Annotated in this window: 26 protein-coding genes; 8 read left to right on the top strand and 18 right to left on the bottom strand. The window is 27.5% G+C overall.

The features are described from left to right. Genes ACH5BK_RS03925 through ACH5BK_RS03915 form a run of 3 tightly spaced genes read left to right on the top strand, consistent with a single transcriptional unit; the run spans position 1 to position 1882 of the window. Positions 1-399, top strand: coding sequence for a hypothetical protein (locus ACH5BK_RS03925; RefSeq protein ID WP_404304628.1), 399 nt, complete (start codon positions 1-3; stop codon positions 397-399). Positions 400-447: 48 nt separating this feature from the next. After that, positions 448-1272, top strand: coding sequence for a M23 family metallopeptidase (locus ACH5BK_RS03920; RefSeq protein ID WP_404304626.1), 825 nt, complete (start codon positions 448-450; stop codon positions 1270-1272). Then, entirely contained in the window at positions 1262-1882 is a 621-nt protein-coding gene (locus tag ACH5BK_RS03915; RefSeq protein ID WP_404304624.1) for a hypothetical protein, read from the top strand. Before ACH5BK_RS03920 ends, ACH5BK_RS03915 begins: the two co-directional genes overlap by 11 nt. A gap of 18 nt (positions 1883-1900) precedes the next feature. Here ACH5BK_RS03915 and ACH5BK_RS03910 read toward each other — a convergent pair whose 3' ends face one another. From ACH5BK_RS03910 to ACH5BK_RS03850, 13 genes are all read right to left on the bottom strand, one after another. Then, a complete protein-coding gene (locus tag ACH5BK_RS03910) occupies positions 1901-2581 on the bottom strand; it encodes a YggS family pyridoxal phosphate-dependent enzyme (RefSeq protein WP_404304622.1) in 681 nt (226 codons plus the stop codon). A 9-nt stretch (positions 2582-2590) separates the two neighbouring features. Further along, positions 2591-3649 carry an RIP metalloprotease RseP gene (gene rseP, locus ACH5BK_RS03905; protein WP_404304620.1) on the bottom strand — a complete coding sequence of 353 codons (1059 nt, stop codon included), beginning with the start codon at positions 3647-3649 and terminating at the stop codon, positions 2591-2593. A 20-nt stretch (positions 3650-3669) separates the two neighbouring features. After that, positions 3670-4212: a CDP-diacylglycerol--glycerol-3-phosphate 3-phosphatidyltransferase gene (gene pgsA, locus ACH5BK_RS03900; RefSeq protein WP_404304618.1), complete on the bottom strand. Its 543-nt coding sequence runs from the start codon at positions 4210-4212 to the stop codon at positions 3670-3672. Then, the gene (locus ACH5BK_RS03895; protein ID WP_404304616.1) at positions 4212-4991 is read right to left on the bottom strand and encodes an enoyl-ACP reductase; all 780 of its coding nucleotides are present in this window, start codon (positions 4989-4991) and stop codon (positions 4212-4214) included. The genes pgsA and ACH5BK_RS03895 overlap by 1 nt, the downstream gene beginning before the upstream one ends. Further along, positions 4991-5878, bottom strand: a complete 888-nt coding sequence (gene dapA / locus ACH5BK_RS03890; protein ID WP_404304614.1) for a 4-hydroxy-tetrahydrodipicolinate synthase — start codon at positions 5876-5878, stop codon at positions 4991-4993. The genes ACH5BK_RS03895 and dapA overlap by 1 nt, the downstream gene beginning before the upstream one ends. Positions 5879-5899: 21 nt before the next feature. Continuing rightward, the gene (locus ACH5BK_RS03885; RefSeq protein ID WP_404304612.1) at positions 5900-6349 is read right to left on the bottom strand and encodes a globin; all 450 of its coding nucleotides are present in this window, start codon (positions 6347-6349) and stop codon (positions 5900-5902) included. Between the two features lies 1 nt (position 6350). Then, positions 6351-7676, bottom strand: a complete 1326-nt coding sequence (locus tag ACH5BK_RS03880) for a M16 family metallopeptidase (protein WP_404304610.1) — start codon at positions 7674-7676, stop codon at positions 6351-6353. 12 nt (positions 7677-7688) lie between these two features. After that, complete coding sequence (locus ACH5BK_RS03875; RefSeq protein WP_404304608.1) at positions 7689-8747, bottom strand: quinone-dependent dihydroorotate dehydrogenase; 1059 nt, start codon at positions 8745-8747, stop codon at positions 7689-7691. A gap of 93 nt (positions 8748-8840) precedes the next feature. After that, positions 8841-10550, bottom strand: coding sequence for an ABC transporter ATP-binding protein (locus ACH5BK_RS03870; protein WP_404304606.1), 1710 nt, complete (start codon positions 10548-10550; stop codon positions 8841-8843). Between the two features lie 54 nt (positions 10551-10604). After that, complete coding sequence (gene murJ / locus ACH5BK_RS03865) at positions 10605-11912, bottom strand: murein biosynthesis integral membrane protein MurJ (protein WP_404304604.1); 1308 nt, start codon at positions 11910-11912, stop codon at positions 10605-10607. Beyond that, positions 11912-13483 carry an endonuclease/exonuclease/phosphatase family protein gene (locus tag ACH5BK_RS03860; protein WP_404304602.1) on the bottom strand — a complete coding sequence of 524 codons (1572 nt, stop codon included), beginning with the start codon at positions 13481-13483 and terminating at the stop codon, positions 11912-11914. Before ACH5BK_RS03860 ends, murJ begins: the two co-directional genes overlap by 1 nt. Before the next feature lie 93 nt (positions 13484-13576). Further along, on the bottom strand, positions 13577-14227 hold the full coding sequence (locus ACH5BK_RS03855; protein WP_404304600.1) for a ferritin family protein: 651 nt from the start codon (positions 14225-14227) through the stop codon (positions 13577-13579). A 76-nt stretch (positions 14228-14303) separates the two neighbouring features. Beyond that, positions 14304-14966: a ferritin family protein gene (locus tag ACH5BK_RS03850; protein WP_404304598.1), complete on the bottom strand. Its 663-nt coding sequence runs from the start codon at positions 14964-14966 to the stop codon at positions 14304-14306. 219 nt (positions 14967-15185) lie between these two features. On the opposite strand from ACH5BK_RS03850, the gene ACH5BK_RS03845 reads away from it, so the two are divergent. After that, a complete protein-coding gene (locus ACH5BK_RS03845) occupies positions 15186-15590 on the top strand; it encodes a Fur family transcriptional regulator (protein ID WP_404304596.1) in 405 nt (134 codons plus the stop codon). A gap of 6 nt (positions 15591-15596) precedes the next feature. Here the strand turns inward: ACH5BK_RS03845 and ACH5BK_RS03840 are convergent, their stop codons facing one another. From ACH5BK_RS03840 to radA, 3 genes are all read right to left on the bottom strand, one after another. Then, positions 15597-16517, bottom strand: a complete 921-nt coding sequence (locus ACH5BK_RS03840) for a calcium/sodium antiporter (protein WP_404304594.1) — start codon at positions 16515-16517, stop codon at positions 15597-15599. Then, on the bottom strand, positions 16518-16937 hold the full coding sequence (ybeY, locus tag ACH5BK_RS03835) for an rRNA maturation RNase YbeY (RefSeq protein ID WP_404304593.1): 420 nt from the start codon (positions 16935-16937) through the stop codon (positions 16518-16520). A gap of 70 nt (positions 16938-17007) precedes the next feature. Next, entirely contained in the window at positions 17008-18357 is a 1350-nt protein-coding gene (gene radA, locus ACH5BK_RS03830) for a DNA repair protein RadA (RefSeq protein WP_404304591.1), read from the bottom strand. Between the two features lie 135 nt (positions 18358-18492). Between radA and ACH5BK_RS03825 the strand changes: the two genes are divergently transcribed. From ACH5BK_RS03825 to ACH5BK_RS03815, 3 genes are read left to right on the top strand one after another with little or no spacing between them, the layout of a single operon-like run. After that, positions 18493-18957 carry a hypothetical protein gene (locus ACH5BK_RS03825; protein ID WP_404304589.1) on the top strand — a complete coding sequence of 155 codons (465 nt, stop codon included), beginning with the start codon at positions 18493-18495 and terminating at the stop codon, positions 18955-18957. Positions 18958-18966: 9 nt separating this feature from the next. After that, positions 18967-19449, top strand: coding sequence for a ribonuclease HI (locus tag ACH5BK_RS03820; protein ID WP_404304587.1), 483 nt, complete (start codon positions 18967-18969; stop codon positions 19447-19449). After that, a complete protein-coding gene (locus ACH5BK_RS03815; RefSeq protein ID WP_404304585.1) occupies positions 19449-20000 on the top strand; it encodes a YqiA/YcfP family alpha/beta fold hydrolase in 552 nt (183 codons plus the stop codon). The genes ACH5BK_RS03820 and ACH5BK_RS03815 overlap by 1 nt, the downstream gene beginning before the upstream one ends. A 36-nt stretch (positions 20001-20036) precedes the next feature. Here the strand turns inward: ACH5BK_RS03815 and ftsY are convergent, their stop codons facing one another. Together ftsY and ACH5BK_RS03805 are read right to left on the bottom strand one after the other, a co-directional pair. Continuing rightward, positions 20037-20960 (bottom strand): signal recognition particle-docking protein FtsY, encoded by a 924-nt coding sequence (gene ftsY, locus ACH5BK_RS03810; RefSeq protein WP_404304669.1) that lies wholly within the window; start codon positions 20958-20960, stop codon positions 20037-20039. 228 nt (positions 20961-21188) lie between these two features. Next, positions 21189-21743 (bottom strand): TlpA family protein disulfide reductase, encoded by a 555-nt coding sequence (locus ACH5BK_RS03805; RefSeq protein WP_404304583.1) that lies wholly within the window; start codon positions 21741-21743, stop codon positions 21189-21191. A 61-nt stretch (positions 21744-21804) separates the two neighbouring features. On the opposite strand from ACH5BK_RS03805, the gene ACH5BK_RS03800 reads away from it, so the two are divergent. Next, entirely contained in the window at positions 21805-22344 is a 540-nt protein-coding gene (locus ACH5BK_RS03800; protein WP_404304581.1) for a 5-formyltetrahydrofolate cyclo-ligase, read from the top strand. Positions 22345-22346 lie beyond the last annotated feature (2 nt).

Here is a 22346-nt window from a genome sequence, read left to right as displayed (position 1 = left end):
ATGAGAAAAAATTTAGTATTAATTAGTGTTTTATCTATGCTTTTTATTGGATGTGCAGCTCAAAATAAAGTAGAAAAAGAAGATGTACCTGTTGAAAAAGAAGAAGTTTTAACAAAAAATAACAATAAAGAATCTTATTCTTATGATGTTGAAGTTAAAAAGAAAAAAGTAAAAAAAGTAAAATTTACATATTATAGAATTATACCTTCTAAAATTGAAACATTTCAATATAGACTAGGAAAAAACACTATAATTGATGATAGTAGACTTAAGAATTCTTTTTATCTTAAAGGAGATAGAATTAGAATTGAAAAGATTTATACGTCAAAGATTGGCGATAGATATGGAAAAATTGCAGGGAAAAACTTAATAGTATCTATGGATGATTTAAAGAAATAAATATAAAAGACTATTTAATAGTCTTTTATATTATTTAAAAGCTATATTTTGGAAATTAAGTCAAAAAACAATTTAAATAAAAATATTATTATCATATTTTTGATATTTCTTGTAGTGTCTTTTTCATATATCTTTTATTTAAATTTAAATATTTTGGATTTAAAAAAAGATATAGAAATAAAAAACAATGTATACAAAATCCAAATAAATAATAGAATAAATGAAATTGAACAATTGAATACTCAATTATCAGATTTACAAAATTTATTAGATATTGGATTAGATTTATCTTTATCTCCCAAAATTTATATGAATGAAGAACTTACTAATAAGGATAAAAAGTATATTTTATCTTCTATTCCTAGTTCTTCACCTTTAAAAAAGGTTTTCATTACTTCTGAGTATGGATATCGGATTCATCCTATTTTAAAAACAAATAAGCTTCACTCAGGAGTGGATTTAAGAGCAAAAATAGGAACTAATATTCACTCAACAGCTAATGGTATAGTTTTACTAGTGAGAAACTATGATCCTGGTGGATATGGGAAAATGATTAAAATAATACATAATTATGGATTTCAAACTCTATATGCTCATTTAGATGATGTTTTTGTTGAAGAAGGAGATATCATAAAAAAAGGAGACATTATTGGATTATCTGGTAATACAGGAAGAAGTAATGGTCCTCATTTACATTATGAGATTAGGTTTTTAGATAAACATATTAATCCAAGAGATTTTCTTTATTGGAATATAAAAACTTTTGAAAAAATATTAAATAGAAATATAAATTTAATAGATTGGGAAAAATTAATTAAATCAATAAAAGATAATAATTTAATAAAAAGCGAGGGGAAAAATATTGTCAGATAAAGAAATATACCAAAATATTTTAGCGCAAATGCATGAATTAAATAGACAAAATCTTTTAACAGAATATGAAAGAAATGAAAATATTGTTACTAAATTAACTTTAATTGAAGAAGAAATAAAAAAGAAACAAACCAAAAATGATTTGGACTTGACAAAAAAAATACTATTTATAATAATATCTTTATTAGGAGTTAATATAATCTTAACTTTATTTTTACTTTTTTCTTTAAATAATGAAGAAAAAACATTAAAAAATGAACCTATTACAAAAGAAAATATTGTGCCAACTTTAAAAGAACCTAATATCGATAATACTATTATAGATATTGAAGATAAAACTCTTAAGAATGAAAAAACAATTATATCTAATGAAAAAGATATTACTGTTTTTGATAAAAAGAAAATAGAAATTGAAGAAGAGTTTACAGAAGTAAAACCAATAATCAAAGTAGGGACTAGTTATACTTGTGAAGATGATAATTATATGCAAAAATATAAAATACCATATACTGTAGAAATTAAAGGTAAATTATATACGGATAGGTTTGTTTTTATTCTTAAAAATGGTTCTGAAAGAAAAGTTTGTAAAATAAATAAGTTAGATATGTGAGTTATTTAAAGACTAAAATTAGTCTTTAAATAATGTTGAACCAACTCTGATCATATTTGAACCACAAGCAATAGCTAGTTCATAGTCAGAGCTCATCCCCATAGAACAATATTTTGCTCCTAAAGGTACTAGTTCATCAAAAATTTTTTTAGTACTTTTAAAAGATTCTTTTATAATTTTTTCATCCTCAACATGAGCTCCAATATTCATAACACCTTTTAATTTTAAGTTTGGACAAGTATCTAATATCTCTTTATAAGTTGATACAGCTTCCTCTGGCATTACACCTGCTTTTGTATCTTCTTTTGCTGAGTTTATTTGAAGTAAGGCATTTATCTTTTTATTTCTAGCTTCTAGTTTTTTATTAAACTCTTGTGCTAGTTCAAGAGAATCTATTGATTGAACTAATGCAGGATTTAAATCAATAAGATTATTGATTTTATTTTTTTGAAGTCTTCCTACAAAATGCCATTCAATTGGTAGTTCATCAAGTTTTTCACTTTTTTCTCTTAAGTCTTGTACCTTGTTTTCTCCAAAAGCTCTTTGACCTGCTTCATAAAGTGTAGCAACATCATCTGAACTTGAGTATTTACTAATACCAATTACTTTTACAATATGGTGTTCAGATACTCTAAGTCTAGCACCTTCCACTCTTGTAATAATATCATCTAAATTTCTAGTAGCTGTTTTTTTATCCATAATATGCCTTTATTCTTTTAAAAATATTCTATTTATATCGTTATATATACCAAGAAGCATAAGCCCTGCAAGTATCACCCAACCCATTATTGTTAAAAACATAAATACCTGATCACTTGGCTTTCTTCTAAGAATCATTTCATATAAATTAAACATAATATGTCCTCCATCAAGTGCAGGAATAGGAAGAAGATTTAACACTCCAAGATTTACAGATATTAAAGCTGTTATACTAAGTAGTGCAATTATACTAGATTCGCTTGCGTCTGAAATTACCTTTCCTATAGTAATAACTCCACCAATTTCTGAACTTGGAATTATTCCTTGAATTAGTTTTTGAACGCCTTGGAATATCATAGTTGAAGCGAAGATTGTTTTTTCATAAGCAAATACTAAAGATTCACTAAAAGATAAGTCAAGATTGATTATTTTACCTGATGGTGAAATTCCAATCATTCTTTTTTTTATTTTTTCTTTAAACATATTTTGTGAATCAGAAATATAAGGGTTAATTGTTTTTGCTAAATATTTCCCCTCTCTTTTTATATAAAACTTTAAAGGACCTTGTGTTGATGTTATAATTTTTCCAATATCATTCCATGTTTTAACTTCTGAATTATTTATTTTTAATATTTCATCATTTTTTAGAATTCCTGCTTGTTTCGCAGGGGAATTATCTAAAACTGTTCCTACTTGAGGAGCTAAAGCACTAGCTCCTAAAACAGCTATAAAAAAGTATAACACCGCAGCCAAAATAAAGTTAGCAAAAGGTCCTGCAAAAAGTATTACTATTCTTTGCCATGGTTTTTTATTATTATAAGAATCATCTCCTTGCTCTTCAAGGCCTGGTTTTGAATCATCTTGACCTTTCATTCTTACATATCCACCAAGTGGTATTAATGCAAATTGCCAAACTGTACCTTTCCATTCTTTTGCAAAAAGTTGTTTTCCAAAACCAATTGAAAATACATGAACTTTAACACCAAAATAACGTGCTGCTAAAAAGTGTCCTAATTCGTGAAAAAATACTAAAAAAGATAATACAAGTAAAAAAGTAATAGTACCCAAGATAATCTCCAGTTAATTATTTAGTTTTTGAAATAATCTCTAGTATATTCATATCCAGAGTAAATTGTAAGGGCAACAGCTAGCCAAAGTAGTGCCGTTGCAAAAGGCCAGTTCATTATTAAAAATCCTATAGCTATCATTTGAACTACAGTTTTAATTTTACCTGCCATTGTTGAAGCAACATCTTTTCCTTCACCAATTGCTACAACTCTAAGGCCTGTAATAAAAAACTCTCTTGAAAGAATCAAAAATACAGCCCATGCACTTGCTCTATCAATTGCCATAAGTCCTAAAAAACCTGCAAGCATAAGCATTTTATCTGCTAAAGGGTCTAAAATTCCACCTAATTTTGTCATTTGGTTCCAAGATCTTGCTATAAAACCATCAAAAAAATCTGTAACAGATGCAATTACAAAAATAAGTCCTGCAAAATAATCAAGCCATGAGGGGTGCCATGTTTCAAATATTGCATTGTCTCTATCTACTAAAAACCATAGCATTAGCGGAGCTAATGCTATTCTAAAAAGAGCAAGTGCGTTTGGTAAATTTAAAGTTTTTGTCATTATTTAAATGTAGTCCCACCATCAACGATTAGTGTATGACCTGTAACCCATGAAGCATCATTTGTACATAAAAAGTAACATGATTGAGCTAAATCTTCTGGCTGACCAATTCTATTTAATGGCGAGTATTCAGCAGTTTTTGCTTTAACTTCTTCATAGTTTGTAAAAGCTTTAAGTGCATCTGTGTCAATTGGACCACCAGAAACTGCATTTACTCTAATATTCATTTCACCAAGTTCTGTTGCTGCATATCTAACCATAGCTTCAACAGCTGCTTTATTTGTACCATGTCCTGAATAGTTTTCAATATACACAAGATTACCTGTAGAAGATAATGAAACAATTGCCCCACCACCTACTTTTTGCATTCTTTTTGCAGCTTGTTGTGCACCACAAACAAATGCATTTACAGTTGCTGTATAAATATTATTTAATCCTCTTGGTTTTAATTTCATAAATTTACCATATCCACCAACTACTGCTCTTCCGTAAATCATAGCATTTGAAATAAAGAAGTCAACTCTATCAAAATCATTATCAATTTCTAAAAATAACTCTTTAGCAGTTTCAGGTTCTAAGATATTATATGCATAACATCTACATTTTACACCAAATTTATCTTCTACATCTTTACAAATATCTTGTGCAATTTGTTCATTTGAATTATATGTAAAAGCTACATTTACTCCATTTTGTGCAAACTTATATACACACTCTTTACCGATACCTTTTGTACCACCTGTAATTACTAAAGTTTTACCTTTCATTTCGTTACTCATTATTTTATTACCTCATATAATTTTAAAGTTTCTTCTAATTTTTTCATTGTTTCAGCACTTGGTGCTGTTAATGGTAGTCTATATTCTAACGTATCAAGTAATCCTGCTAAATACATTGCTGCTTTAATTGGAATAGGGTTACTCTCTGTGAATAATACACTATTTAATGGATATAAATCTTCATTTATTTGTCTCGCTACATTAAACTTTCCTTCTTCTACACTATGAACTAGTTGAGATTTTAAATTTGGTAATATGTTAGATGTTACAGAAATGATTCCTTTTCCTCCATTTACTAACATTGGGAAATCAATTGCATCATCTCCTGAAACTACTACTAAATCTTTTCTTCTTGATAAAAGCTCTACTGTTCTTTCAAGTGAACCAGTTGCTTCTTTTATTGCATAGATATTTGATACATCATCAAATAGTCTAATAGCTGTATCAGCTTCTAAGTCAACACCAGTTCTCCCTGGCACATTATAAAGCATAAATGGAATTTCTACAGAATTAGCAATTGCTTTATAATGCTGATATAAACCTTCTTGAGTTGGCTTGTTGTAGTAAGGAGTTACAGATAATAGTCCATGTGCTCCTACATCTTGAGCATGTTTTGCAATATCACAAGCTTCATGAGTTGCATTTGAACCAGCTCCTGCTATAACTTTTACATTAGTTCCTTTACAAGCTGCAACAGCAACAGAAATACAATCTTTATGCTCTTGATGTGAAAGTGTAGCACTCTCTCCTGTTGTTCCAACTGGAACTACTGCGTCCATACCTTGCTCTATTTGTCTTTTAATTAAAGACTCATATTTTTCTAAATCTACTTTTCCATTTTTAAATGGGGTAATAAGTGCCGTCATTGCACCTGTAATAATTTCCATATTATTTATCCTTTCCTACTACTAAATCTTAAAGTCTTCACTCACAGGAGTATTAACTGTATGTTTTGAAAATTTTTCTAAAAAATCCCAGAAGCTTTGTTTAGCTTCATCTGAAATATCAGTTTTTCTAAGAATTTCTTCCATTGTTCCAAGCCATTCTCTTCTTGCTTTTTCTGTAATTGAGAATGGTTCATGGGCTTTAACCATATCAAAGTGTCCTACAGTTTCACTATAATGCTTAGGTCCACCTGCTGCTTCTATAAAAAACTTCACATTATGAGCTTTAACTTTTTCTAATTCTTCTTCCTCTTGTGGGAAGAAGTTCCCAATATCACTATCTACAATTAAATCATAAAATTCATCAAATAGTTTTATTAAGCCTTCTTCTCCGAGCTCTTCAATAAAGATTGGTTTTGGGTATTCAAAGTCAGGTTTTTCACCAAAATTTGTTTTGCTTACATGATAATCCATACTATTTTTCCTGTTTTAAAATTACTGTAGTTGAATTATTTTTTATTAAATATTTATTGGCAACTTTAATTAAATCTTTTTTACTTAATTTTTCAACTTCATTTTCATAAGATAATAAAGGCTTTATATTATCTCTTACTAAATATGAACCAAATAAATTAGCAACTGATGAAGAGCTTTCTAATGAGAAAATAAAATCAGCTTTTGTATTGATTTTGATTTTTTCAATATCTTTTTTAGTGATTTTACCTTTTTTTACTTCATCAATTATTGCTAAAATTTCTTTTTCAATTTTTTCAGCTTTTACCCCTTCATTTGCAACTGCAACAAATAAGAAAAGACCTGGATCTTTTAATTCTAAATTATAGGCATAAATAGTGTTAACTAATCTTTTTTCATCTACTAATCTTTTTTGTAAAATAGAGCTTTTACCTGAACTTAAAAGTTCACTTAATGCAGATAAAGCAACTTGATCTTTATGTTCAAAATTTGGTAAATGGTATGCAATTGCAAGCATTTGTACAGCTGAGTCTTTATTTATAGTAACTCTTTTTGCTCCATCTTGCTTTGGCTCTACTGTATGAATAGTACTTGGAATTTCTTTAGTATTTTTAATTTTGCTAAAGTGTTTTTTTGCTGCTTTAAACACTTCTTCTTTTGTAATATCACCAGCAACTACAACTATTGCGTTTTTTGGTTGATAATATGTACTATGAAAATCTTTTATGTCTTCAATAGTCCAGTTTTTGATATCACTCATAAAACCAATTGGTGTCCAATGGTATGGATGATAAATATAAGCATTATTAAAAAGTCTGAATTGTAAATATCCCATAGGGTTATTATCAGTTCTCCATCTTCTTTCCTCTGCAACTACATCTCTTTCTGGTTGAAATTCTTCATCTTTTAATGTAAGGTTTTCCATAAGCTCAGCAAATAAATCTAAAGATTTACCCATATTTTTTGAAGCTGATTTAATATAGTAGTGAGTGTAGTCAAATGATGTTGAAGCATTATTAACTCCCCCAAAACCTTTAACTATTTCATCAAACTCTCCAGCATTTAAATTTTTAGTAGATTTAAAGTTTAAGTGTTCTAGCATGTGAGCTATTCCACTTTTTCCCATTTTTTCATCTCTACTTCCTACTTTATAAAAAATATCTGTTGAGACAACATTTGATCCATTGTCCATAGGAATAGCTACTATTTGTAGCCCATTTTCTAAAGTTTTTGTATAATATTTTGGTAAACTACTACTCATTAATTCTCCCGAAATTATAATTAATAATGAAAAATGAATTAGTAATAATTTAAATGTACTTCTCATTTTTCTTTCCTTTTACTTTAAATCTGCGCCAATTGCTTCACTAATATGTGAATAGCCATCTTTTTTTAGAAGTTCTAAAAGTTCTTCATTGATATTTTTAACCATTGAAGGACCATCAAAAACTAAGCCTGAATAAACTTGAACCAAAGAAGCACCTGCTTTTATTCTTTCATAAGCTTGTTGTCCTGTTGAAATTCCTCCAACTGAAATTAAAATAGTTTTACCATATAGGGCTTTAGCTAATTCTTTAAATAAAGAGTATGACTTTTGCGTTAAACAAGCACCACTTAAGCCACCAAAATTTTGACAGTTTGGAACTAAACTATAATCTATTGTTGTATTTGTAGCAATTATCCCAGCTGCTCCTGCATTTACAGCACAATTAGATAATTCAATTGCTTGTTCTATTTCCATATCAGGGGCAATTTTTAATAGTATCGGTTTTTGTGTTAACTCTTTTGCCATTGTAAAAAGTTCAGTAATAAATTTTTCATTTTGTAAATCTCTTAAATTTGGAGTATTTGGACTTGAAATATTTATTACTAAATAATCACTTATTTTTTCAAATTTTTTTATAAGTGTTTTATAATCGCTTAGTGCAAACTCTTCAGGTGTAGTTTTGTTTTTCCCAATATTTACACCTACTGGAATCTCAAAAGGGTGTACTTTTTTTAAGTTTTTTAAAACTGTGTGTGCCCCTTTATTATTAAAACCCATAGCATTTTGTACTGACTTATGCTCAGGATATCTAAACATTCTTGGTTTTGCATTCCCATCTTGTGGTCTTGGAGTCATTGTTCCAATTTCAGTAAATCCAAATCCCATTGCTGGCATTGCTTTTATCATTGTTGCATTTTTATCAAAACCAGCAGCAAGACCAACGGGGTTTACAAATTTAACATTAAAGATTTCTTGCGTAAGTTTTTCATCACTTATAAAATTCTTTTTTTCCATAGGATTTTTTAATAGTTTACAACTACCTACTAATTTTAAACCTACTTCTGCAATATTATGAGCTGTTTCTGGCTCAAACTTGAATAGAACTTTTTTGATATTGTCGTAACTTAACAAGTGAATCCTTTTTTAAAATTTAGATATTTTATCTAAAAATCGTTAAATATAAGTTTTAATGAGGTTTTAAAAGTATTTCTAGCAAATATTTTTTTAAATATTTGCTAAATTATATAGTCGTTGATACTCTTCACAAGTATTTAATAAGTTTTTTTCATTATCAATTGCTATAATTTTCCCATCTTTAAATACAGCAATTTTATCAGCATTTTTAATTGTGCTTAATCTGTGGGCTATAACAAAGGTAATTCTATTTTTTGATATTTCGTCAATTACTTCTGAGATAATTGATTCACTTTCATTATCTAAGGCCGATGTGGCTTCATCAAGAATTAAAATCTGTGGTTGTTTATATAAAGCTCTTGCTATGGCAATTCTTTGTCTTTGACCTCCACTTAAATTTGTTCCAGATTCATCTAATTTAGTATAAATGCCATTTTCAAGTTCATTTATAAAATCAAGTGCATGTGCTTGTTTTAAAGCCTCAATTACTCTTTGTTCATCAATTTCATAACCGTAAGCTACATTTGCTGCTACTGTATCATTAAAGATATAAACCCTTTGTGTAACAACTGAGATATTATTTCTTAATGAGTGAATATTTAAATCTTGAATATTTTCATTATTATATTTTATAAAACCTTTGCTAATATCGTAAAATCTGATTAAAAGATTAATTACAGAAGATTTTCCTCCTCCACTATCTCCAACAAGGGCAAACTTTTCACCTTTATTAACTTTAAAGTTTATATCTCTTAATGCCGTAAAATCATCATATTTAAGCTCTACATCTTTAAACTCGATAGTATTTATTTGTGAAGGGAAGTCTTTTTTCCCACTTGTTATTTGTGCTTTTTGAGCAAATATTTGTTTAATTCTTATATCTGCTGCTATTGCATCTTGCATCTGGTTATATAAAGATGAAAGTCTTTTTATAGGAGTGTATAAAGAGAATAGGGCAGTTGTAAAAGATAAAAATGAACCTGTAGTTAATTCACCACTAATTACTTGTGACCCTCCTACTATAATTACAACAGCAAATCCAATAGAACCAATTATTTCCATAATAGGAGATACTAAAGCATTTGTTTTTACAGTATTAATTGTAACTCTAAAAAAATTATAATTGTGTTTTTTGAAATTATCTAGTTCAATTTGATTTGTAGAGTTAGCTTTTATAAGCTCAACATTATTAAAAGTTTCACTTAAGTGAGATGTAATATCTGAAATAGATTCTTGGGATTTAAAAGATAGTTTTTTCATCTTTTTTGCTAATTTTGATAAAGGAATAATTGCTATTGGAAGTACTACTAATCCATAAAAAGCAAGTTCTGCACTTTGATAAATAGCAACTGCAACTAATCCAATAATAGTTAGAATTTCTCTTATCATATCTGCAACAAAGTTTGACACTGCTTGTTGAATTCTATTAATATCATTTGTAATTCTTGATATTAATTCACCACCATGCTTTTTTTGAAAAAATTCCATATCAAGTTGTAACATGTGTTTTAAAAGTTTATCTCTAATAATTCTTACTATATCTTGACCAATAAATGAAATATAATATTTTTGGATATATCCACCCACTCCTTTTATGGCATAAATTCCTACAACTATAAAAGGCATTATATACAATAACTCTTTGTCTTTATTAATAAATATATCATCTAGTAAAGGTTCGATTATATAAACAGTTCCAGCAGTTCCTCCTGCTACCATTATCATTCCCATTACTGCAAAAAAGAATTTAAGTTTATAGTTTTTTATATATGGTAAATAGTGTTTGTAAAACTCTCTCATTATTATCCTAATTTTATAAATAAGATAATATTATATCTAAAAGAAATTTAATACCTAAATAGGCTTTTTAAACATAATATAAAATTTTTTAAAACCAAACTCTTTTAATGTTAAGCCAAATAATATAAAACCGCTAAGTGTTGAAGCAAAAGCAAGTCCTGCTGCACCATAAGGTTGTATTAAAAGTAGTGAAAATATTATGTTGAAACCTAGACTTTTCATAGCAATTTTTGCAGCTAAAAACTGCTGTTCTTTTGCATATAACCAAAGTGAAAAAATCTTAGCAATTCCATAAGGAATAAGACCAATTAGATACATAGTTAAGATTAAAGCTGTGTTTATTGTATCTTCTTTGTCAAAAGCACCTCTCTCAAATAAAAGCCAAATAATAAACTCATCAAAAACTATACCTATTAAGGTTGCTAAACTAAGTAAAGCAAATAAAATCAATGAAGATTTTTTCATAAGTTTTAAGGCTTTATTTTCATCTTTATTTTTAATGGCTTTTGCTATCATTGGAAATAGTGCTATTGATGTTGCTATGGCAAATAAAGCTAAAGGTAATTGAAAAACTCTATTTCCATAATAAAGATAAGAAATAGAACCTGATACTAAAAATGAAGCAAGCCAAGTATCTAAGAAAGCAGAAATATGTGCAGTTGAAGAACCTAGTGTTGCTGAAAAAAAGTTTTTATAAAATTTGTTTTCTTCTTTTTTCTTATGTTTTTTAAAGTGAAATATTTTGCACAAGCTTAGATTTTTAATAGCTATTAAGTGAACTACTATTTGCATTAATCCTCCTGCTAAAACCCCATAAGATAAATAAAAAGTAATGTCATATTTTTCCATATCTTGTGAAATTAATAATGCAGCAATCATTCCTAAGTTTAAAAGTGCTGTAGCATAAGCTGTTGTAGCAAAATGATTTTTATATTGAAGTAGAGCAGCCATAAAGGTAACTACAAAAATCATAGGTAAATAGTAAAAGTTTATAGCAAAAAGTGGTGCTGCTAAATCAATAGTTTTTTCATCAAAACCTATGGCAATTGCTTTTGCTACTAAATGGGAAAAAGCAGTTACTAAAAGTGAGAGAATTATTAAAAATCCAAAGAGCTGCAAAAATATAATAGATGAAAATCTAATTTTATGTTTTGATTTTGCATAAGCTGGAATAAAAGCTTGTGTAAAAGCTCCTTCTGCGAAAACTCTTCTAAATAAATTTGGTAATTTAAATGCAACAAAGAAAATATCTGAATAAATATTTGCACCTAGTATTGAAGCTGTTAAAAGGTCTCTAATAAAACCTAAAATTCTTGAAGTTAAAATACCTGTACTATTTGTAAAAATTGATTTAATTAACATTAAAACTCTACTTTATAATCTGATTTTTTGTGAATATTAATTTGAATATTACCCTTAAAAGTTGTTAAATGACCTGAAATAATTTTAATTTTAGAATTATTTGGCGGTAATAGGTCTTTATTTTTTGAATAAAGTTTAATTTCTTTATCTTCAAAATATAATTTATTCTTTTTCACAAGACCTTTTAAGTTAGTAACTATTTCATTTTGATATGTCGGATTGAAAATATCTATATTTTTTGCATTTAAATATAGTTTTTTATAAGAAAAATCATTTTTTTCTTCTTTTAAAACTTTAAATTCTTTTACTTCTTTTAATCCATAAAAATTTTTTATTTCAAAGATATTTAAACTATAAATATACCCAAGTTTTAATTTTTCTGCATTTTTATAAAAGTATACTGCTCTATTATTTTTTTGTTTTAATATAGCATTATTTTTATTTTTGTAGATTACAATGGCATTTTTAATTAAAAAAGAATCTTTTATTTTCTCTTTTTCATATAATTTTGAGATTAATATTTCTTTATTTTCATTTTCTTTTGAATTTATCTTAGAAATTAAATTTCTATTTTCATCTTTTATACTAAATTTAGCAAGAATGGGTAAATGATCAGAATATCCATATCCTAAATGAATTTTATTTTTCATTTGCCATCTATTAATTTGTTTATTTTTGTATAAATAATCTGCTTTAAGAACTTTAAAAGAGTAGGGAATATAAGATATTTTTTTTGTATCAAATAATGCTTTTGGTAAAATGATATTATCAGGTGTTTGATTTTGATTTCTAAATTTGTTTGAAAATCTTTCATGATTTGGCAAATCAAGCCATAGATTATAATGAGAAATTTTTTCTTTTTCCATTAAATCATCATAGGTATTAAACTCTTTTTTTAATTTGGTGTTTAAAACTTGATTTATTCCTGTAATACCATAGGTATCATTGAGTTTATTATATTTAAAAGTTTCATCTTCATTGTAATTTGAGTTAAAGTCTCCCAGTAATATATAATCATAATCTTTTGGAAGTTCTTTTATTCTATTATATAATTTTTTTGCGAATTTTATTCGAAAACTCTCTTTTACTCTTTTTGAAGGCCAGTGATTATTAAATACTTTAAATTCATAATTTTTTATTTTAAAAGTAGTCTCTAAAATTGGTCTAAAAGTCTTATTTGAAAATTTTACATTAATATCTTTTGAATCTGTAATTTTTATTTTTGAGATAAAAGCAAGACCAATTGCTGAATTTTTATACTTTGTAAAACTGTAATATTTATATTCAGGTAGTTTTTTAAGTAAAAGTCTTATTAGTTCTTTATTTTCAATTTCTTGTAATGCTATAATTTCACAATTTATATCTTTAATCACACTTAAAGTATTGTTTAGTTTTTTTTGAAAAGTTTTTTTATTCCAATTACTTTTAGAAAAAGGTTTGTATTCTTTATACTCGGTTTTTTGGTTTTTTAAATCAAATAAATTTTCTACATTATAAGATGCTATACAAAAATCTTTTGCATTTAAATTTATTAGAACTAAAAGGAAAAAAAGAAAGAAACTCCTAAACAAATATAAACTCCAATATTTTTTATAATATTATCAAATATATTATATTTAAGAGGTAAAATTAAAGAAGCAAAAAAGAAAATGCTTCTTTTTTACTTATTTTTTAGTATTTAATCTTGATTGATACTCTTGTGGATGTTTACACACAGGACATGTTTTTAAAGCTTTTTTCCCTCTGTGAACATGACCACATACTTCACAGATCCACTCTTCTTCTTCATCACTTTCAAATTCTTTACCACTTTCAAGTCTATCTTTTAATCTTTTGTACATATTTTCATGTTCAATTTCAATTTTTCCAATCATATCAAGCATTCTTGAAATATCTTTATGACCTTCATCTTTAGCAACTTTTGCAAAGTCTGGATACATTGTAACATTTTCATAGCTTTCACCATCAATAGCAATTTGAAGATTTTCAACTGTATCCCCAAACTCTTTATCGTAGTTAAGTACATTGTATGCTTTTAGTTCTAATTGAGCATGTTTTTTCTCATTATTAGCTGCTCTTTGGAAGTGTTCTGCAATATCTCTATAACCTTCTTTTTGAGCAATCTTAGCAAAATACTCATATTTATTTCTAGCCATTGATTCACCAGCAAATGCTTTCATTAAGACAACAGAAGTTAAGTCCTCTGTAATACAGTCCATCTTTTTACCACAGCAGTGAAGTTCTCCTCCCCCAACTTTAGATAATTCAACCTCATTTCCACATACACTACACTTATAACTTTCGTATTGTCTCATTTGTTTCTCCTTGAAATTTAAAATTGTATTATTCTAACATCTGAAATTTAATTTGTTATTAAACTTGTAAAAAAACTTAACCTTTAGTCACGTCTTTATTTCTTTTCTTAAAATATTCTTTTTCAACTCTACATAAAGGACAGGCACCTGGAGGTTTTTTCCCTCTATGAACATGTCCACAAACTTCACATACCCACTCTTCTTCAACATCAGACTCTAAGAATCCTTCATCAATTAAGGCTTGTTTTAATTCTAAATATTCATTTTCATGTTCAACTTCAACTTTTCCTATAGCTTTGAACATTCTAGCAATTTCTTTTAATCCTTCTTCTTTCGCAATTGCTTCAAAGTTAGGGTACATCTCTTCATGCTCATATTTTTCACCATCTGCAGCATATTGAATATTTTTTGCAGTTGAATCTAATTCTACATTATGAACTAATTTATTATATGCTTTGAATTCTGCCATTGCATGATATTTTTCATTATCAGCAGCTTCTTGGAAAAATCTTGCAATTTTGTGTAAGCCTTCCTCGAATGCTACTTCGGCAAAGAATTCATATTTGTTTCTAGCTTGTGACTCTCCTGCAAATGCTTTCATTAAATTTACTGCTGTTAAATTTTCTGTAATCATTTCCATTTCTTCACCACAGCAAGATAATTTTGCATTTGTTCCTGTTTCTTGTACTTCTACTTCACAACCACATTTGTTACATTTGTAAGTTTCATATTGTCTCATAATTCAATCCTATTATTAATATTTATTTTCTATGGAAAATTTTTTTCCGTTGAAGAAATTATAGTATATCTAAACTTAAAGGAAAATTATTCTCATTTAATAAAATTTATGTTATAATTAAACTTATGAAAATAAGTATATAGTTTTTCAAGATTATATATGAGATTATGTGAAATTAAATGATATATATTGTATTATTTCACGAAAGGAAGAGAAGTTATGACAAATTATACTACTTTATTAAAAGATTATGATTTAAAAGTTACTCCTCAAAGAGTAGCAATTGTAGAAGAACTTTATAAAAATGGTCACATGAATATTGACGATTTATATAAAAAATTATTAGAAAAATTTCCATCAATATCTTTAGCAACTATTTATAAAAATATAAATGCAATGGTTGAAAAGGTATTTCTTTCAGAAGTTAAAATCCCAAATACTAAATCAGTATATGAGTTAGTAAAAGAAGAACATGCTCACATGGTTTGTTCATCTTGTGGTTATATAGAAGATGTTGTTGTAAATAGCTCTAATATTTTAGAAGAAGCTACTGTAAAGAGTAATTTTAAAATTCAAAGTGCTGATATTGTGATATCAGGTCTTTGCCCAAAATGTGCAAAATAGTTTAGCTTATGCTAAACTATTTTGAATCACTAATCCTAATACTACCATTAAAACAATTCCTGCACTTTTATTATAAAGTTTATTAGCTGTTATAAATACTAACATAAGTGATAGTATTACTGCTGCTGCAATATCAAAGAAGTATAAGTTTAAATCTACATTTAAAGGATTTAATAAAGAAGACAAACCTAAAACCATAGTGAAGTTAGCAACATTTGATCCTATAATATTTCCAATTGCTAAGTCTGCATTGTTATTCATAGCAGATTTTATTGAAATTGTAAGCTCTGGTAAAGATGTACCAAAGGCAACTAGGAAAAGACCAATTATCCATTCACTAATACCAAAGTTTCTAGCAATATTTCCTGCACTATCAATAGCAAAATCAGCTCCACCCACTACAAATACAAATCCTATAATAAGTAAAAAAGATGTTTTTCCCCAAGCAAATTTTTCTTTTGCTAATTCTTCATCTATTTCTTCTACTTGATTTGAACTAATTAAGAAAATTAAATATGCAGCCATTAATAATAAAAATAAAATACCATCAATCATATTTAGTTTTCCATCTATTCCCATTAGAATAAATACAAATACAGGGAATACAATCCATGCTGAATCTTTAGCAAATAAATCTCTTTTTGGAGCTATTTTTTTAGCAACTAGGAAAACAGCACCTAAAACTAATGCAATATTAAATATTGTACTTCCAATGACATTGGCAACGGCAATATCTGCACTCCCTTTTAATGAAGCAGACATAGATACAGCCATTTCAGGTAATGAAGTTCCAAGTGCTATTAATGTTGCTCCAATTACAAAGTGTGAAATATTATAATGAAGTGCAATTTTTTCACTTTGTTCAATTATAAAATCAGCACCATAAATAAGTGCAGCCATTGCTACTGTAAAAATTATAAAATCCATTTATGAATTCCTTACTATTAAACTTTTTGGTAGATTAAATTTATTAATCAACTCTTCTTCTTTATTTCTATGCTCGCCATTGTCAACTTCATGATCATATCCAACTAAGTGAAGTAAGCCGTGAATAAATAGAAGAAAAAACTCATCTTCTTCTTTATGTTTATATTCATTCGCTTTACTTTTTACAAAATTTTCTGAAATTACGATAGAACCTACTGGCATATTAGGCATATCAAATTCTAAAGGGAAACTTAATACATCAGTTGGCTTATCTATATTTCTATGTTCATTATTTAATTCTTGAATTTCTTCATTATTTGTGATAATTAATTCAATATCTTTTGAAGTTACATATAAAGCTATCTCTTCTAGTTTTGATAAATCAAATTCTAAAGAGGAGTTGTTTTCTATATCAATCATCTTTTTCCCTTTCAATTTGCGCGATTGTATCTAAGTTTTGCAAATTAAAAGATAAAAAGAAAAAATTAGTTTAAAATAACTCAATCATTTTAGGTACTTCATCTACAGCAAAACATTTTAGCTTAAGGTTTAGGTTTGGTTTTTGAGATATTACAGCTTTTTTTATACCTTGTGCTTGTGCTTCTTTAAGTCTCATATCCATAGAATAAACATCTTTGATTTCACCTGTTAGTGAAACTTCTCCAATAAATACAGACTCTTTAGAAATAGGTCTATCCCTAAAAGAAGAAATGATAGCTGCAACCACTGCTAAATCTGCTGAACTCTCTTTAATTTTGATACCACCACTAATATTTACAAATACATCATAATGATTTAATGGTAAATCAATTTTCTTCTCAAGTAAGGCTAAAAGCATATTTAATCTATTTACATCAAAACCTGTAGCACTTCTTTTAGGATTTGGATGTGTTGATTCTGTAACTAGGGCTTGTACTTCAAGTATTAAAGCCCTTGAGCCTTCCATTGATACAGTTAAAGCTGAACCACTTTGGGCTTTTGTTTTATCAAAAAACTTTGAAGCTATATCTTTTGCACTAATTAATCCTTCTTGTGTCATTTCAAAAATACCAATTTCAGAAGTTGAACCAAATCTATTTTTAAAACCTCTTAGCATTCTAAGCTCTTTTGAAGCCTCACCTTCAAAATATAAAACAGTATCAACCATGTGTTCAAGTACTCTAGGTCCAGCAATACTTCCATCTTTTGTTATATGACCAATAATAAACATAGCAATATCCGATTCTTTTGCTTTTCTCATAAGCTCAAAAGTAATCTCACGAACTTGACTTACACTGCCTGGGGCTGATGTTAGGTTTGAAGAGTAGATAGTTTGAATAGAGTCAATAATACATACTTCATAATCTTGTCTAAGTAGTTCATCTTGAATTTCTTCAAGTTTTATTTCACTTAATAAAAACATATTATCGCTATTTGCGTCAAGTCTATTTGCTCTTAGTTTTATTTGTCCAGCACTCTCTTCTCCTGATACATATAAAACCTTCTTCCCTGAAAAAGCAATGCTTCCTGCAACTTTAAGTAATAAAGTAGATTTACCAACTCCTGGGCTTCCTCCAATTAAAGTTAAACTTCCAGGTACAATTCCTCCTCCTAAAACTAAATCAAACTCTTCATTATGTGAACTAAATCTTGTTACGTCATCTTGAACAATTTGAGTAATTGCTTTTGCTTTAGAAGCAGTGGTACTTACTTTTGATACTTGTTTTAGTACCTCTTGTTGTTCTTGGTTTAGCTCTACAAAACTATCCCATCCTCCACAGTTTGGACATTTACCCAACCATTTAGTAGATTGTTCTCCACAATGTTGACATTCAAATAATACTTTTTTCTTTTTAGCCATAATACTTCCTATTTATATCTCATGCAATTATAATCAAAAATTTTTAAGGAAAGTAAAAATATATCAAATTGTAATCTATTAAGATTTAGAATTAAGTTTTATGTTACAATGTTTAAAAATTAAAAGGAGTTTTAAATGTTAAAAAAAACTATTTTATTTCTTATTTCAACTGTAGTTTTAAGTAGCTCACTGTTTGCATCGCCTTCTTTAAATGATATGCAATCATGTCAAGGTTTACTAGATTTTATTGATAAAAAACTTGAAAAAGCACCGTCAAAATACCCTTCTTCTGATATAAAACTTATAAAAGATGGTCTTAATGAGTATAATAAATATATCCAAAATGAAATTATAACACCAGGTTTAGCTAATTTTAACAAAGGTGATTATTCAAAAGCAAAATTAATGCAAAAACAAGTTGATGCTTATAAAGCAAATCTAGTTAAAGCTTATTCTAAAAAATATCCTCAAAATCGTTTATATAGTGATTATGCTATTGCTGTAAATAATTGTGCAAAGCTTGCAGTACCAAAAGGTAAAGCTTTAGAAAAATTAAAAGCTTCTTTACACACTATAATCAAACTAGCTAAAATGAAATAAGTCTATTTAATGATAAAACTATTTTGTGATGGAAGTGTTAATCCTCAATTAAAAATAGGCTTTGGGTCTTATTTTGTATTTGAAGACAATAGTGATTTAGAAATACTAAAAAAAAGTATAAAAGTAAAGATGTTTGAAAACACTTCTTCTACAAAACTTGAATTAGAGGTTTTATTATGGGCTTTAAAACAAGAGTCTGATAAAATCCAAAAATTAGAAGTTTATACAGATTGTCAAAATATTTTAAGTCTACTTCAACGAAGAGAAAAACTTGAAAGTAACAAATTTAAAACATCTACAAATAAAACAGTAAAAAATGAACTTTTATATAAAGAATTTTATAGTTTTATTGATGTTTTAGAAATTGATTTTATAAAAATAAAAGGTCATAAAGCTTCAAAGAAAAAAGATGAGTTTGATAAACTTTTTAATCTTGTGGATAAAGCTTCAAGAAAAGCTTTAAGACAGTATTTAAATAATGAGGAAAAATAATGATTATATATATACACGGATTTGGTAGTAGTGGACATGGAGGAAAAGCTTCATTGATAAGAGAATATTTTGAGGATGAAGTAATTGCACCTTCTTTATCTTATGTACCAAATTTAGCAATTGATACTTTAGAACAGTTAATACAAATGCTTTTAGAAAAAGGTGAAAAAGTAGGCTTAGTTGGTTCATCTTTAGGAGGTTATTATAGTATATATTTAGCAAATAAGTATGATTTAAAAGCTGTTTTAATTAATCCTGCTATTTATCCATATAAAACATTAGATAAAGTTGGAATGGCAAGAAACTATTATGATTTATCTACTTTTGAAGTTACAGCTGAACATATTCAAGCCCTAAAAGGTTTAGAAGTTCAAGAAATAAAAAAACAAGAAAATTTTATAACACTTCTTCAAACAGGAGATGAAGTTCTTGATTATAATGATGCTGTTGAAAAATTAGAACAAAGTGAACTTGTAATAGAAGAGGGTGGAACTCATTCCTTTGAGAATATAGAGAGTTATTTTAGAAAAATAGGTAGTTTTTTATCGTAAATTGATAGTTTGTAAAAAATAAGAAGTTTTTACTTCTTATTTTTCTTCAGGAGTGTAGATTTCATCTAAAATACTATCTACAAACTCATCAGGGCTAAATTCGATTAAATCATCTTGTTTTTCTCCCACACCTACAAAGAAAATAGGTAATTCAAGTTGATTTGAAATTGAAAATAGGGCACCACCTTTTGCAGTACCATCAAGTTTTGTAACAATTATACCATCAACACCAACTATTTCATTAAAAGCTTTTGCTTGAGCAATTGCTGTATTTCCTTGTGTACCATCTAAAATCATTAACTTTTGATGAGGTGCTCCTGAGTATGCTTTATCACACACTTTTACAATTTTTTTAAGCTCATTATTCAAGTTTGTTTGAGTTTGTAATCTTCCAGCTGTATCAATGATCACATTATCAATATCTCTTGCTACTGCTGATGAAATTGTATCATAAGCAACTGCACTTGAGTCATGCCCTTGTTTTGTTTTTATAATTGGAACATTAAGTTTATCTGCCCATGTAGCAAGCTGTTCAATAGCCGCTGCTCTAAATGTATCTCCTGCTCCAAGAATTACTGATTTACCTTCTTTTTTAGATTTGTTAGCAAGTTTTGCTATTGTAGTAGTTTTTCCTGCTCCATTTACTCCTATGATTAATCTTACAAAAGGTTTTGGAAGATTTGATAAATCAACATCTGGTGCATGTTCAAATAGCATTACAAGTCTATGTCTTAATTGTTTTCTTGTAATCTCCTCTGGAAGTCCATCCATTGCTTTTTCAATAATTTCATATTCCATATCAGCTTCAATAAGCATTTCTTCTATATCGTCAAAGGCAATTTTTTCTTGTTTTTGAGGAATTACTGATTTGATATTTCCAAAGGTTTTTTCTAAAGCTCTTGAAAAAAATCCTTTCTTTTCTTCTTCTGTTTCAGATTCTTCTTCTACTTTAGATTCTATTTGGGTATTCGTATTATTTGCTTCTTCTTTTACAATTGTTTCTTCAATATCTTCTTCTTTTATATCTTTTTCAATTGTGTCATTTAAAACAACTTCTTCTTTAGTTTCAATTTCTTGTTTTTCTTCTTCAAAAGAGTCATCTTTTTTTACATCTTCTTCAAGATGTTCGCTTTTTACTGGTTCTTCTTCTTTTTTCTTTTTCTTAAAAAAACTAAACATTTATGACCTTTATTTTTTCAATAGTTTATTTATATCTAGTTCCATCATTTCAACAGGAACTATTCCAACGTATTTTTGGAAAATACTACCATCTTTTCCTAACATAAACATCGTTGGTATTGATTTTACTGGACCAATTTTATTAGCAAGTTTATAGTTGTCTTCACTATTTGTTACATCATAGTTTATATTAAAGCTATTTGAGAACTCTAATATTTCTTCGTTTGTTTTATTTTTTTCAAGTAAAACTGAAATTACTTTAAAATTACCTTGGTATTTGTTTTGTAAAGTTATTAAATTTGGAATCTCTGCTTTACAAGGTGGACACCAAGTTGCAAAGAAATTTAATAATATGATTTTGTTTGGGTACTCTTTTACTTTGTAAGCACCATTTTCTTCAATTAATGTTATTACTTTATTATCAATTGTTTTAAGATTAATTGTATTTGTATCTTTTACTGATATGTCTTGTTGTGCTTCTTCTTGTTTTTTTTCTTTTTGTTCACAACCTGTGAATAATAATATAGATAAAATAGACAAAAATGCCAAGGTTTTAAACTGCATTTTAATTCCTTTGGGTAAAATTATTTATTGGGTTGAAATTTTACCCAAGTGAGGCTTAAATATGAATGTAAATCACAAAAGTGATTTTAGAAAATCGTGTATTAAAAAGTTAGAGTTTTCGAGTCGTTTTTCGAAGTTTTATAGAGATAAAATTATTATTAGAAATATAGAAAACTTGATTGATAAGAGTAAAGCAAAAAACATATTATTGTATATACCTTTAGGAACAGAGGTTGATACAAAACCTTTAATAAATAAATTAAGAAAATATAAAAATAAAAATGTTTATGTTCCATATATGTATAAAGATAGTTTTAAAATAGTGAAATATAGACTTCCTTTAAATAAAAAAAAGTTTGGAATAAAAGAGCCTAATAACTCTTTTTTTAGAACTGATAAAATTGATATGGCGATAGTTCCTATTGTTGGAGTTGATTGTATTGGAAAACGTATAGGTTTTGGAAAAGGCATGTATGATAGATTTTTTGATAGATTAAATTATAAACCAACAATAGTTTTTACTCAATTGACACTTTGTAAAAGTGACGAGATACTCACAGAAAAACACGATATTCAAGCAGATTATATAATTACTAGTTAAGG

Source organism: Arcobacter sp. YIC-80, assembly GCF_044841725.1.
Classification (GTDB): Bacteria; Campylobacterota; Campylobacteria; order Campylobacterales; family Arcobacteraceae; genus Arcobacter_B.
The sequence above is the reverse complement of the archived record's forward strand: the minus strand, read 5'-3'. Positions and strand labels throughout refer to the sequence as shown.